The organism is Bradyrhizobium sp. USDA 3240 (genome assembly GCF_054063295.1).
Genome location: NZ_JBSSGD010000002.1, coordinates 8,472,174 through 8,485,529, shown reverse-complemented (window position 1 = coordinate 8,485,529; position 13,356 = coordinate 8,472,174). Strand labels below are relative to the sequence as shown.

Annotated in this window: 7 protein-coding genes and 2 pseudogenes; 5 read left to right on the top strand and 4 right to left on the bottom strand. The window is 65.4% G+C overall.

Annotated elements, in window-relative coordinates; translation table 11 throughout:
* Positions 1-638: 638 nt before the first annotated feature.
* The 3 genes and pseudogenes from ACVIGA_RS40455 to ACVIGA_RS40445 form a co-directional block, all read left to right on the top strand.
* Positions 639-941: pseudogene (locus ACVIGA_RS40455) on the top strand (MFS transporter); the annotation flags it as partial.
* 94 nt (positions 942-1,035) lie between these two features.
* Positions 1,036-2,397 carry an ester cyclase gene (locus ACVIGA_RS40450; protein ID WP_456670427.1) on the top strand — a complete coding sequence of 454 codons (1,362 nt, stop codon included), beginning with the start codon at positions 1,036-1,038 and terminating at the stop codon, positions 2,395-2,397.
* Positions 2,398-2,414: 17 nt separating this feature from the next.
* A pseudogene (locus ACVIGA_RS40445) lies at positions 2,415-2,798 on the top strand (cupin domain-containing protein); the annotation flags it as partial.
* A gap of 249 nt (positions 2,799-3,047) precedes the next feature.
* Here the strand turns inward: ACVIGA_RS40445 and ACVIGA_RS40440 are convergent.
* Both ACVIGA_RS40440 and ACVIGA_RS40435 read right to left on the bottom strand, forming a co-directional pair.
* On the bottom strand, positions 3,048-4,802 hold the full coding sequence (locus tag ACVIGA_RS40440) for a hypothetical protein (protein ID WP_456670426.1): 1,755 nt from the start codon (positions 4,800-4,802) through the stop codon (positions 3,048-3,050).
* Positions 4,803-5,026: 224 nt separating this feature from the next.
* A complete protein-coding gene (locus ACVIGA_RS40435) occupies positions 5,027-8,734 on the bottom strand; it encodes a hypothetical protein (protein ID WP_456670425.1) in 3,708 nt (1,235 codons plus the stop codon).
* A 228-nt stretch (positions 8,735-8,962) separates the two neighbouring features.
* Between ACVIGA_RS40435 and ACVIGA_RS40430 the strand changes: the two genes are divergently transcribed.
* Together ACVIGA_RS40430 and ACVIGA_RS40425 are read left to right on the top strand one after the other, a co-directional pair.
* Positions 8,963-9,676, top strand: coding sequence for a peroxiredoxin (locus tag ACVIGA_RS40430; protein WP_456670424.1), 714 nt, complete (start codon positions 8,963-8,965; stop codon positions 9,674-9,676).
* Between the two features lie 99 nt (positions 9,677-9,775).
* Positions 9,776-11,119 (top strand): peptidoglycan DD-metalloendopeptidase family protein, encoded by a 1,344-nt coding sequence (locus ACVIGA_RS40425; RefSeq protein ID WP_456670423.1) that lies wholly within the window; start codon positions 9,776-9,778, stop codon positions 11,117-11,119.
* A 70-nt stretch (positions 11,120-11,189) separates the two neighbouring features.
* On the opposite strand, the gene ACVIGA_RS40420 is transcribed toward ACVIGA_RS40425, so the two are convergent.
* Together ACVIGA_RS40420 and ACVIGA_RS40415 are read right to left on the bottom strand one after the other, a co-directional pair.
* Positions 11,190-12,425 (bottom strand): DUF5666 domain-containing protein, encoded by a 1,236-nt coding sequence (locus ACVIGA_RS40420; RefSeq protein ID WP_456670422.1) that lies wholly within the window; start codon positions 12,423-12,425, stop codon positions 11,190-11,192.
* Positions 12,422-13,297, bottom strand: coding sequence for a DUF6502 family protein (locus ACVIGA_RS40415; RefSeq protein WP_456670421.1), 876 nt, complete (start codon positions 13,295-13,297; stop codon positions 12,422-12,424). Before ACVIGA_RS40415 ends, ACVIGA_RS40420 begins: the two co-directional genes overlap by 4 nt.
* Positions 13,298-13,356: the final 59 nt, after the last annotated feature.

Here is a 13,356-nt window from a genome sequence, read left to right as displayed (position 1 = left end):
TCTGGGGGAAATCGCCGCAAGTGGCTGCCATAAAAGCGCATTTCCACCACATGTGTTAGAGACGCCACTTGAGGTGGGAGCGTGATGACGCGCATCCAGTCTTCCCAAGGGATTTGTGCCGATGGCTCAAGGATGGGAGAACTCGTTCGTGCAAGCCGCCCGATCAAATCCTTGACCTGCGCCCAACCCGCCGCGCTCTGGTCCTGCGCTTCCACGTGCATGTTCGGAACGAGGGGCGACCCCTTCTTTGTCCTCACTGCCAAACAAGCGCAGTGCTCGCGCTGGGTTATCCGTCCGATCGACGCCTTGGTGGCAGGATCGATCGCGAATAGGCGCGAAGGTCCGTCTGAATGGTTGGACATGTTTCTACCCCGACGGCCGGTATCGAGCCGAATCTTCACAAGACTGCCGTTTCCCACATTCTTTGCCACGGTGCATGAGTCCGCAAGTGGCCCGTCTCGGACCTCGCGCAGCGTCCACTTCCGCGCCGCTGTTGAGGACTAAACGGACATCGGGCCTTCATGAGTGATACACCCTAGCGATCAACGCGGACGCATTTTTGGCATATACGACGGCGGTTAGTCGCGCGCCCATGAACAAAAAATAGCGATATTATCGGCGATTTTCGCAATATTGGGATCATGCAGTGGTATCCGAACTACTGGCTGCTAACCGGCTTTGTGATCTGCTTCGGCAGCATGATCGGCTCGCGCGGCCCGCTGATCACCGCGACCGCGCTGAAGATATTCCGGGGTGAGCGCGTCGGCACGATCTACGGAACCATCATGATCGGCAGCGGCCTCGGCTCGGCGCTCGGCTCCTGGGGTGGCGGCCTGATCCACGACTGGACCCACAGCTACAATCCGCTGATCGCCTTCGCGCTCGTCAATGTCGTGCTCGGCCTGATCCCGTTCCTGGTGGTGCCGGCGCTGCGTCGCTAGCGCTCCGTTCGGCGCATGCGCAGCAACTGCGCCGACAAGACAGATATTGTCGCAGGTCCCAGGTCGATCTAGGCTTCCGCCGCCGAGGTCCTCAATGGATATCAAGCGGGCGCTACCCCATCCCCGACTTCGCGGCGTCCTGCGCTCGTTCGAGGAACGGCGCGTGGACTTGGGAGGCGCCGTTCTGGCCTGGCCCGTCGCCGCCCGGCCGCATCAGATCCTGGATATCCATCTGGCTGAACCATATCGCGTGCGCATCGACGGCGGCCAGGTCAGCACGACGCCGGATGTGGGCGTGGTCGGACCGCAGACCTATCGTCGCGCGCATGTTTGCCTGTCTGGCTCGGTCCATGTCTTCAACATCCTGTTTCAACCGACCGGCCTGAACCGATTGGTTGGGATCGACATGACCACCCTGGTCAACCATGACCCTGCGGCCTCCGATGTTCTCGGCAATTCCGCCACGTCGCTCGGCGATGCCGTGCGCATGGCGCCTAACTTCGATCTGCGCGTCGCCGCGGTCGAACGCTGGGTCGAGGCGATGCTCGAGAAGCGCGGCCCCGACTGCGCGATCGCCGCCGCCTCACGCCGGATGATCGCCGTCCGGGGCCGTACACGGATCGAGGACCTCGTTGCAAATTCCGGCCTCAGCGCCAGCCAGTTCCAGCGTCGCTTTGCGATGCAGGTCGGAATGACGCCAAAGCTGTTTGCGCGAACGATCCGGTTCGACAGGGCGCTGGTCGCCCGCCGTGATGCCCCAAACCGGTCCTGGACCGACATTGTCCACGAACTCGGCTATTTCGATCAGGCCCATTTCATCCGCGAATGCCACACTTTCGCCGGCCTGCCGCCAAGCAGCCTCATCGGCGATTGGGACAATGTCTTTTCCCCGGCTGATGACCAAAATTTACAAGCGCTTTCGCCAGCGCTTCCGGCAAGGTCTGCCTTCGCGGGAGGCCAGCATGGCAACGAGAATGACGCGGCGCAACTCGGCGTCGTTGGGATTGGCATCGCGGTCGCCGGCCCGAGAGCTGGAGCAATGAACATGTCGACCAACCTGGAGCGCTTCAAGGCCATCGTCGAGCGCGGCTTTTCTCACGGCGACCTGACAGTCGCGGACGAAGTTTGCGCCGAGACGCTGATCGAGCATGAGTATCTGTCGAAAACTGATATTCCCGGCCCACAAATCCTGAAAGGGCAAATCGAGGACGCGCGGCGCAGCATCAAGGACTTGAAGCTCACGATCGAGGCGATCGTGGAAACGCGCGATACGGTGTGGGCGCGAAGTAAGGCAACGGGCGTCGACCCGCGCTCTGGAAAACCTGTTTCCATCGATGTCATGGATATCTGCCGATTTGCCGACGGCAAGCTCGTCGAGCACTGGGGCGTACCCGACCGGTTTGCGCTGCTTCATCAGATCGGAGCGCTGCCGCCTCCGCCGCAAGGCCGGCCCTAGCGGGGGACCGGACGGCGATGAGAACAACGCGCCGCCAGTTTGGCATCATCACAGCCGGCATCGCGGTCGCCGCCGCCGGCCCAACCACCAGAGCCGCGGATATGCCGAGCAATCCGGAGCTCTCCAGGAAGGACACCATGGCATCGCCGCGAACACTCGGCCCGCATGATGGTCATCTCGCAATTCTCGGCGGCACCAGCGCCCGCTTCATGATCGACGGGGACGATGCCGGCAAGCGCTTCGCTGTTGTCGAACATCCGATGCAGCCGCGCGCCTTGGCGGCGCCCATGCACCGGCATCATCGCGAGGACGAATACAGTTTCGTCCTCGAGGGCCGCATCGGGGCGATGCTCGGCGACACCGTCGTGATCGGCAATCCGGGAGATCTGATCTTCAAGCCGCGCGAGCAGTGGCACACGTTCTGGAATGCCGGGGACACGCCCACCCGCATATTGGAGATCATTTCGCCGGCCGCCTTCGAGAACTATTTCCGAGAGCTCGGGGCAGAGTTGAGCAACGGTCCGCCTGATCCTGCGCTTCGGGATTCGCTTTCCGGGAGGGCCTTCGCCCGCGCCGCAATGATTTGGCATGGTAGACGGCCCCTCCCCACAGGCACATGGGGAGAGGCCGAAGGCTACGACGTCTTTCGCTCAGTCGATGTCGCGGCAATCGTCGCCGCGGTGATCACGGCCGCAGGAGCCGCGGTCATGGGCTTCCTCCCGGCCATCGCCGGTGCCTGGCGTGAACGACACGCCACGCAGCGCCTCGCCGGAGTTCGCGGTCCGCAGCGTGACGAAGCGCTCGCCGGCCGGCAGCGTCGCAGCGGAAAGCTTGTCCGTGATCATCACGAGCTTGTTCGGATCGGCACCCTGGTCGCCGCTGCCGCTCACCGTGGAGGTGATCGCCCAGATCGACACGCTGCCGTCGCGATTGACCCGGCCGGTGATGTTGCGCAGGCCGTCGGTCGCCGGCGACCACGGCTTGCCGGTCGCGGCGTTGTTGCCGGTCGGATAGCCCTGCACCGTGTAGGGCACACCGAGATCAAGTCCCGCCTGCAAGGTGTAGGCCTGCTTCCACGCACCCGCAGTGCTGTCGAACACCCACTTCTGCAATCCGGCTGATGTCTGCGCCTTGGCAGCGGTATAGCTGTTAGATGCCGGATCGAATGTCGCGGTGCCGTTGCCTTCGTCGGCGACATAGAGCGTGTTCGCGTCGGCGAACCAGATGCCGAACGGGAACGAGGTTGTGCTCTTGAGCGCCGTCGGGAAACCGCTCAGCACGCACATGTTGTAGGGCGTGACGCCCTGCGTCGCCAACTTCGAGCCGTCGTAGAAGATCTGCGTCGTCGGCAGCGACGCCGACGGAGCCGGCAGGCCGACTCCATTCGGGCACGCCTTCGGACTGCCATTGGCGGCGTTGCCGGTGGTGTCGATGAAGTAGACGGTGTTGATTCCGTTCCCGCCGCTGCCCTTGGTCGTGTAGATCACGTTGTTGAACACGGTGAGGCCGCGGAAATTGGTGTCCTTGCCGATCTTGTCGGCCTTCTGGCCGAGTTCGGTGATGTTGAAGCTGCCGAGCGGGAAAGGTCCGCCCGGATCTGCTTGGCGAGCGAGCGGCACGTCGGCCTCTCGCGCGATCTGCATGCCGGCGCCCGTGATGACCCCCGCAGGCTGCGGGTTGCCGCCATTGCCCGCGTTGCCGGCGGTGTAGAACACGCCGGCGCCATGCCGATCGTTGAACACCGCAGCGCGGCCGTTGTTGCCGCTATAGCCGTTCACCTTGGTGAAGTGGAAGCGACCGTTCTCGTCGACTTCAGCCACCAGGCGATAGTAGGTGCCGGGCACCGGATTGGTCGGATCGATGACGTCAGGGGTGTTGGAGTTCGACACGTCGATGGCGCCGATCGGAGCGAGATAGCCCATGAAGGTCACGCTGCGATGATCGAGCGACAGATTGAGCGCCAGCTCGGATTTTGACGAGAAGCTGGTGACCATCTGGTCCTTGTTTTGGGAAACGCCGCGCTGGGCGCTGTTCGGCACCTCGAGCGACTGCACGTGTCGGCCGTCGAGACGCAGCTCGTCGAGCAGGATCTTCGCGGTCAGGCCGAACGAGCCGTCGACGCCGTCGTTGTTGAACACGGTCGGATAAGTGCCGTCCGCTGTGGCGGTCACGCAATTGGGCGACACGCAGTTCGGCGGCAACTGGGTCACGCCGGGCGTGATGGTGACGGCGTTGTTGACGAACACCGCACGGCTCAACAACAGATGACCCGGCCGGAAATGAACGTCGTCGCCGTCGGCGTGCGCAAGACTGCTGGCGAGCGCCGTGGAGGCGAGCAGCGTCAGCGCAAAAACCGGCCGAGACAGCGGAAGCCGCACAGGCGGGCGCAATCCTTTGGCGATCATTGCTTTTCTCCCAATGTAAGATTTTCTCAGAAAACGAGGGGCGCGTAGCCGTCCGCCATGTAGGCAATCGGCGCGCGCAATCTGCGGGCGGACTGTTACGGGCGTGCGACAATCGACCGCATGTCCACTGCAGCATCACGCTTGTGACGATGGATGATCCGGTCGGCTAGGTCCGGCGATCTCGTCCGGGACCTCGGCTGAAGCCGAGGGAATGAACCGACGCGCTAATTGTTCGTCGTCGGCAGATCGTTCGGCCCGTACTGCTTGAACTCGAAGATCTTGCGCGTCAGGCCCGGCGCCAGCGCCGAGATCGGGTTGACGCGCAGCACCGGCTGGTTGGGCGTGCCGACCACTTCATAGGTCACGCCGATCAGGCCTTCATTGCTGCCGGCGCCGAGGAAAATCCCGAAGAACGGGATCTGGCCGAACATGTTGTTCAAGCCGTACATCGGAATGAAGGTGCCGTTCATCCGCACCTGGTTGCCGACATAATCGATGCTGCCTTCGATGGTCGCGCCGATGCTCGGTCCCTTGACCACGCCGTTGCGGATCGAAAGCTGGCCGCTCTGGCGTGTGAACTCGGCGCGCAACGCGTCGAACCCGATGCCGTTCTGGGTGCTGACCGGCCCGCCGGCGACCGCGCGGTCGAGCTGGGTTTCGCCCTTCACCGAGAAGCCGGTGATATTGATGAGTCCTTCCCTCGGGCTCGGCTCGGGGATCGGCGGCTCCATCGCCAGCGTGAGCTGGCCGCCGACCACCTTCGAATAGGTGTCGATGAAGCGCAGGAACGCGCCGGCGTCGCCGGTCTGCAAATAGATCACCTCGCGGCCCTGCTGGCGGCCGCGCATATCGACGCTGACGGGGGTGGCTTGGCCGCCGACCTTGCCGCTCAGCGTGAACGCCTTGAAGAACCCGTTGCGGCGCGAGATCTTGGCGTCGACAGCACGCAGCGCCTCGCCGTTGAAACCGGCCACCGCGCCGAGCTTCAGGTCGACATCGAAATCGGTGGTCTTGGCCTTGCTCTTGGGATCGCTGTCGCGGCCGGAGATCGCCGACTTCAGGAACCCGCGGCCATCGAACACGTCGCCGCGCATCGTCACCTTGATCACACCGTCGGGACCGCGATCGGCCCGCAGCGATGTCTTGTCGCCGTCCGACGGCGCATAGGTCGGGAAGTTCGCATTCATGAGGTCGCCGTTCTGGTCGACCTCGAGCGCGCCCTTGATCGAGACGCCGCTGCCTTCGATCGAGATATCCTCGAACCGCGTCGACTGCCCCTTCGGCACCACGTTGAAGGTCGCCTTGCCACCCCTGCCCTGCGCCTTGACCCATCCGGGCAGGATGTTGTCGAGCTTGAGCTGGGTCAGGTCGGCCTCGACACCCATCTTGGTGGTGGGATTGTCGCCGCTGCCGATCTTGCCGCTCAGCTTGATCGGGATCGCGCCTGACACTGCGGGGCCGAGATCAAGCCCGAGCCGTGCGCGGCTCGCATCGTCCAGCGTCGCCTGCAGCTTGACGTCGGCATCGCCGTCGGCCGGCTTGCGGTAGTCGAGCGAGGCCGCCTGTCCGTTGATCTTGACGTCACCCTTGACCTGGAAGCCGGCGTTGCTCGCAATCACCTTCAGCGTGTTGGCCTCGAGCTTCTGGTTCATCACCAGCTTGTCGACGGCAACGCCGGAGATGTCGGCGGTGACGGAATATTGCGTGTCGGCCTTGGTCAGCCCGCCCGTCACCGGCATGCCGAGATTGATCGTGGCCGTGACGTTGCCCTTGCTGGCATTGGGATCGATCGGTGGACCTGAGAGATCGCTGAGCCGGTCGGATGCGAGAATCTCGGCGGCGGCCGGCACCGGACAGTCGACCCGGAACTTGACCTTCGACGGCGACGGCTTCGGCGCCATGTCCGGCACCTCGAAGCTGAAATCCGACAGCGTGATCTTGCGGCCTGCCGGCGTGTCGGCGATGCCCTGGTTGATGGTCACGGTCGCCGTGCGGCCAGTCACCCTGGCCTTCAGGTCCGCATCATGCACCGCGGGCATCTTGTCCACCGGACGCACCGTGACACCCGAAGCGACGATGTTGACCGAGAGGCCGTCATCCGGGATCGGCGGTCCCTTGCGCGACAGATTATGCACCGGCGAGTTGACGCCGACATCGATGCGCTGGAGCGTGCCGCGGTCGATCCGCTCGAGCACCCATTCGCGCACCTCGGGTACGATGATGATCGGCCACATCCGCTTCAGGGCCGAGGCCGACATCGGCGTGCCGGCAAAGCCGAGCTGCAACCGCGGCTCGCCCGAATAGTCGATACTGCCGGTGCCGGCGACCCCGATCTCGCCATTGCTGATATCGGCCTGGGTCAACAGCACCCGCTTCTTCTCGGTGTCGAACCGGAAACCGATGTTGATGCGATTGAAGATCAGCGGCGGTTCGTCCTTGTCGGCGCCGGCGAGCACGATGGTGCCGCCGGACAGGCCCGCCTGCCAGTCGGTGACGTTGTCGTTCGGCGGCTCGAGATGGCCGAGCAGCGTGATGCGGTTGGCGCCCGAGACGATCTTGATCGGCGCCAGCAGCACGCGGCGCCCCGAATCCCATTCGACGCTCATCTCGGCCGAATCGATCGGCATCGGGTAGTCGGGCGTGTCGGTGTCGATGATGTTGCCGGCGCCGACATTGAGCTTGCCGCGGAAATAGGTCGGCAGTCCGTCGCGGCCGAGCTCGCCCTTCATCTCGCCCGACAGCGGCAGGTCGGCGGTGTAGGTGAGATCCTTGGTCCTCATCGCGAGCAGGATGTTCCGCGTCGAAACCTTGTCCGCCTTGATGTCGACCGAGCGCACGCCGTTCTGCTGCGGTCCAATCAGCACGCGCACCGACCAGGGCTTTGCGCCGTCCTCGCCGAAGCTGAGCGCAACCCCGCCGCCGCTCGGGCGCCGCAGGCTCAGGCTGATATTCTCAAAGCTCCATTTGTTGCCGCGCTGCTGGTCGTCGACGACGAGATTGCCGTTCTTCAGGCCGATCTCGTTGAGGTTCTGACCGTCGAGACCGGTCAGGCTGAGGCTGTCGAGCCAGTCGAGGCCGGCGAGCAGCCCGCTCTGGGCCGAATCGGGTGCGGTGGCCGAGGGCCCGGAGGCAACCGGAGGCAAGGCAACCGGAGGCGGCGGTGCAGCGGTCGACGGCCGCGGGAATGTCGGCGGCAACCCCGCCTCGCGCTTGGATGCAACGCCGGTGGCCAGCGGTTTTGCGGTGTCGCCGGCGGACACGGTGACATTGCCGTCCGGCGTAATGCGCACCGACAGTTCCGCATCGACCAGATTGAGGCTCTCCGCCCGCAACTGGCCCATCAGCAATGCCGTACCCGACAAGCGCACTTCGGCCTTCGGCGCGCTGGCGACGACCGCATGGTCGCGGTCGCGGACGATGATGTCACGGATGCGCACCGCGATCCTGACGCGGCCGGCGCGCTCGATCTGCGTCCCGCCGACCTCGACCGTGTTGCCGTGGCCGATATTCTCCTCGATCGCCGCCGCCAGCCATGGCGTCGCCAAATCGAGATTGATCGGACCGGCGCCGAGCCGCCACCACAATGCGCCGAAGCAGGTCGCGAACAACACGACCAGCACGACGAGGACCAGTCCGATGCGACGGATCCAGCGTTCGCGGTTCAGCCAGCGCTGCATGCCGGAGCAGAAATCGGTGAAACGATGCAGGTTGGTGTTGGAACGCGACAGCAATTGCCGCGCACGGTTGCCCGCCGCCTCATCCTGCTCGTCCCACGCGCCGTCGTCTTCCCATTGCGAGAAGTCAGTCCCGGCGCGCGAATTTGGACCTTGCGGCGACGTGTTCCTTGCCATTGCCTCTCGGTGCTGACGGCGAAGCTGATCGCCGCCATCGGGGCGCCCGTCGACTGTTATCGAGCGCTCCCTTGCCGGCATCGCCGCCTATCCTCGCCTAATCATGTTACTCGCCGATGGCCCTCGGAACGGACCAAACCAATCAATCGAAAGCCAATTCAGCAAGCGGACGGGTAATGCGTCGAATTCCTTGTCACCATACTCCGTGGCCATCAAACTTGCCCAGCGGCCGATGCGAATCCGGCCGCTGCGAATGAGACCCGCAATACCCCAATGGTTGATCTTCGGAAAGCGACGAAAGGAAGGCGTATGTCCAAGAAAACGCGCAAGAAATCCTCCAACACAACCGGAAAGCGGGTCGCAACAAAAGTTGCGCGCGCCGCAGGCGCAAGCACTGGGAAGTCCGCGACGAAAACCCGCACAATGGTTGCGAAGAAGGCAGCGGCCAAAACCGCAAAGACCAAGAGCGCAGCGGGTGTTCCAAGCAAAGCCTCGCACAAGGCCGCATCGAAACCGTTAAAGCCGAAGGCGGCCGCGAGCGTGACCAAGTCGTCCGCCGTCACACTCGCTGAGGGCGCCGCGGCGCCCGGCTTCGACCTGCCGCGCGACGGTGGAGGCAGCGTTTCACTGAGGGATTTTGCCGGCAAGAAGCTGGTGCTGTTCTTCTATCCCCGCGCCGATACCCCCGGCTGCACAAGGGAGGCGATCGACTTCACCCGGCTCAAGAATGAGTTCGCGGCTTCAGGAGCCGAGGTGGTCGGCATTTCCGCCGATACGGTTAAGGCGCAGGAGTCATTTCGAAACAAACACCAGCTGTCGGTGCCGCTGGTCTCGGATCCCGCCCATCAGATGCTGGAGGCGTATGGTGCCTGGGGCGAAAAATCCATGTATGGCAGGACCTTCATGGGAATTATTCGCACCACGGTTCTGGTCGATTCCGGCGGAAAAGTTGCCCGCATCTGGCGCCACGTGAAGGTCGACGGCCATGCCGAGGCGGTATTGGAGGCAGCCCGATCACTCTGACGGAGGGGTTCCGTTTCCTGAAAATTAACCATGGCGAGCTCAAATCGGCCGCGCAAATTAGCCGTACGGAGCTTGGTCCGACCGGCCGCGGGAGTACCGATGTCGAGCCGGTCCGGTCATCACCAGAAACACCATCATCCTCAGGACCATGGCCGGACGCCGGCACGCCGTCCGGTCGCGCAGCAAGCAGCGGCGGCGGCTTCCGGCGAGGGCTATACGCTGGTCCATGCCGGCAAGCAGGTCCGGTTCGGACCGGTGGTGTTCTGGATCGCGGTCGGCACCGTGGTCCTGCTCGGCATGTGGTCGGCGGCGACTGCGACCTATTTCGCGTTCCGTGACGACGTCCTGACCCGGCTGATCGCACGCCAGGCCGAGATGCAATACGCCTATGAGGACCGCATCTCGGAGCTGCGCTCCAAGGTCGACCGCACCACCAGCCGCCAGCTGCTCGACCAGGAGCAGTTCGACCAGAAGCTCGACCAGATCATGAAGCGGCAGTCGGCGCTGGAATCGCGCGCCACCGCGCTCGGCGCAATGCCCGATGCGACCACTACAGGATCGATCAAGCCGCAGGGCCGCGCCGACGCCGCGCCGTCATCCGGCACGCCAAAGCCCTCCCCGATCAGCGACACCGTGATCTTCGTGGCGCCGCCGGATCGCGAGGCGCGGCTGGAATCGCGCGCGCCGCTGATCGCCAAGTCGCAGCCGAACCAGTTCGCCAAGGCCCAGGGCGTCGACAACGTCCTGGTCCGCCTGCAGACCTCGCTCGACCAGGTCGAGCGGCGCCAGGTCGCAGCGCTCTCCTCGGTCGAGGACGGCATCGAATCGCGGGTGCGCCGGATGCGCGGCGTGATCTCCGATCTCGGCCTCAACATGGCGCAGCTCGAAGCCGCGACGCCTCGCTCCGGCATGGGCGGCCCCTATGTCCCGGTGAAGCTCGCACCCGACGCCGGCGCGTTCGAGCGTCAGCTCTACCGCATCAACATCAACCGCGCGCAGATGCAGCGCCTGAACCAGACGCTGGCGCTGGTGCCTTACCGCAAGCCTGTCGTCGGCGAGGTCGAATTCACCAGCGGCTTCGGCGTTCGCTCCGATCCCTTCCTCGGCCGTCCGGCAATGCACACCGGGCTCGACTTCCGCGCCGCACAGGGCGATCCGGTACGCGTCACCGCCAACGGCAAGGTGGTGTCGGCAGGCTGGGCCGGCGGTTACGGCCGCATGGTCGAGGTTGATCACGGCAACGGGCTGTCGACGCGCTACGGCCATCTCTCCGAGATCGGCGTCAAGGTCGGTGAGTACGTCAAGATCGGCCAGGTGATCGGCGCTGTCGGCTCGACCGGCCGTTCCACCGGTCCGCATCTGCACTACGAAACCCGGATCGACGGCGAAGCGGTCGATCCGCAGAAATTTCTCCGCGCCGGCGTCCGGCTCAGCGCAGGCTAAAGCCTCCAATCACACGGCACGTTCTGAAACCGGCGCGGGCCCAAGCCTGCGCCGGTTTTGTCTTGCCGGATCAGCGACGGCCGCCGCCGCCCATGCCGCCGGGCGGCCCGCCACCACCGAATCCGCCGCCGGGCCCGAATGGGCCACCGCCACCACCACCGGGGCCGAATGGTCCGCCGGGCGAGCCAAAGCCGCCCGGACCCGGGCCAGTCGTTCCGCCACTCAGAGGATCAGGCGCAGGACCGCCACCACCAGGCGGCCCGCCGCCGGGCGCACCAGATGGCCCGCCAGGGCCGCCACCGCCAGGCGCGCCGCGCCCGCCTGGTCCGGACCCATGTCCCGGCCCGGAGCCACCGCCGCCAGAGCCGCGGCCCGGCGTGCCGGTGCTCCGCACCGACGAGCCCGGGAATCTGGTGACCGATTGCACCGACTCGACCCGTAGCTCGCGCGTCCCCGACAGCTGCGCATTCACGACCACGCGCGTATCGGCAGCCGGCGAAAAGCGCGAATGGTCGCGCGCGACGAAGCCGGAGCCGAGCTGCAGGTCATTGCCGACCCGCCGCACATAGGCCTCGATCAACAGCCGCTTGGCGCCGGTGAGATCGGAGAAGTCGTCTGCGCGGCTGCGCGAGACCTGCATCACGCCCTGCGTGACATGGCCCTCGGCCTGCACGCGCTGACCGGCCAAAGCCGCATCGACGCCGCTGAGCTTGAGCTCGCCGATGCGCAACGTCCCTGCGCGATCGCGCTCGAGCGGTCCTGCGACGCGCATCGCAGCGTCATGGCGCTCCTGCACCAGGCTTGCGACGACCACGCCATCCGTCCGGCGCAGCCCGAACACGGCGATATGCGCGCCGACCTTCAGCCAGCTCTCGCGGCCGCTCCAGGCGACCTTCTGGCCGAGCACCGTCAGCTCGCCCGATTTCATCTGCTCGACCGGCCCGGTCACTTCGCTCGCCACGTCGATCCGCTTGGTCGACAGCGTGCCGCCGGCATCGCGCTCCGCCACCACGCGCGCGAGCTGCCCGATCCGCAGCGCCTTTGCGTTCGCCGCCTCGCCGTCGATCCGGACTGGCACGTCGGCCGCATAGGCGACGCGCTCACCGTTGACGTAGATCGAGCCGAACCGCTGGATCACGCCGACAATGCCGGTGCCACCGATGCCCTGGTCGGAGCCGGTGATCCCGGTGCCGCCGATGCCCTGATCGTTGCCGCGCTTCTTGACTTGCGCGCCCGCGAGCGACGTTCCGGCGAACCAGAAGCCGATCAGCAGCGCGCGACGGGAAATAACCGACGGGCCTTTCATGCCGCACCGCCTTCGTCGGCATCGTCATCGACCGGGCCGTCGGGGCCCTCGCGATAGATGTAGATGCCGAAATTCCAGCGGTAGTCGCCGCCCTTGTCCTTGGCCAAGGCGCGGTTGGCCTCGCGGTTGGCGACTTTCAAAGCCTCCATTGCGAGCTCGCGCGAGCGGCCTTCGAGCCGCTTGGCCAGCTTGGCCGACAGCCCGTCGTAATGCACCGCGCGTTCGAGGAAGCGCGGTGTCGCCGAGGACACGTTCATCTCGGCGGCCGCGACGTGGTCGTGCAAATTGCGGCCGAGATAATGCCATTTGCGGTCGTCGTCGCCATGCGGGACGAAGGCCTCCTCGACCAGCATGATCTCGTCGTCGTCATTGATGGTGACGAGCTTACGGTCCAGCCACTCGTCGAGCACGGCGCGCGGCCGCACGTCCTTGGTGATCGATTCGACCAGCGTCTCGAACGACGGCGCGCCGCCATCGGCGGTGCGCGGCAACGGCAGCGGATCGCCCTTGGCGTCGGTGAATTCGGGCGCGGCCAGCCAGCGCGCGATGATCGCGCTGGTGCGCGACAGCGTCGCCGGCACCGCATTGACCGGCGCGCCCGCGCCGCGCAGCCGCGCCACCTCCTTGCGATGGATGCCGGTCAGCAGGCTGACGCGGCTGTCGGTCTGCTCCTTGCCCTCGAGCGCGAAGTCGTGTTCGGCGACGTTGACATAGAGCTCGCGCAACAGCTGGGTGAGCGCCGGAAATGTCATGCCGCCGCGCACGCAAAGCCGCACCAGCGGGCGCAGCATCCGCGCCAGCGGCGCGTGCAGCTTCGCGGCGGCGATCGGCGCGGACGATCCCGGCTTCGGCTTCGGGGGCTTGGCATTCATGCCTAACTTTTAGCCGTCCGCCGCGTGGGACACAATCCCACCGTTTTGCCCACCTTGCT

Bases quoted from the DNA above. Each gene is read 5' to 3' on its own strand.
- ACVIGA_RS40415 (WP_456670421.1), bottom strand. From the start codon at position 13,297: ATGAATGCCAAGCCCCCGAAGCCGAAGCCGGGATCGTCCGCGCCGATC.
- ACVIGA_RS40420 (WP_456670422.1), bottom strand. From the start codon at position 12,425: ATGAAAGGCCCGTCGGTTATTTCCCGTCGCGCGCTGCTGATCGGCTTC.
- ACVIGA_RS40450 (WP_456670427.1), top strand. From the start codon at position 1,036: ATGGATATCAAGCGGGCGCTACCCCATCCCCGACTTCGCGGCGTCCTG.
- ACVIGA_RS40440 (WP_456670426.1), bottom strand. From the start codon at position 4,802: ATGATCGCCAAAGGATTGCGCCCGCCTGTGCGGCTTCCGCTGTCTCGG.
- ACVIGA_RS40425 (WP_456670423.1), top strand. From the start codon at position 9,776: ATGTCGAGCCGGTCCGGTCATCACCAGAAACACCATCATCCTCAGGAC.
- ACVIGA_RS40435 (WP_456670425.1), bottom strand. From the start codon at position 8,734: ATGCCGGCAAGGGAGCGCTCGATAACAGTCGACGGGCGCCCCGATGGC.
- ACVIGA_RS40430 (WP_456670424.1), top strand. From the start codon at position 8,963: ATGTCCAAGAAAACGCGCAAGAAATCCTCCAACACAACCGGAAAGCGG.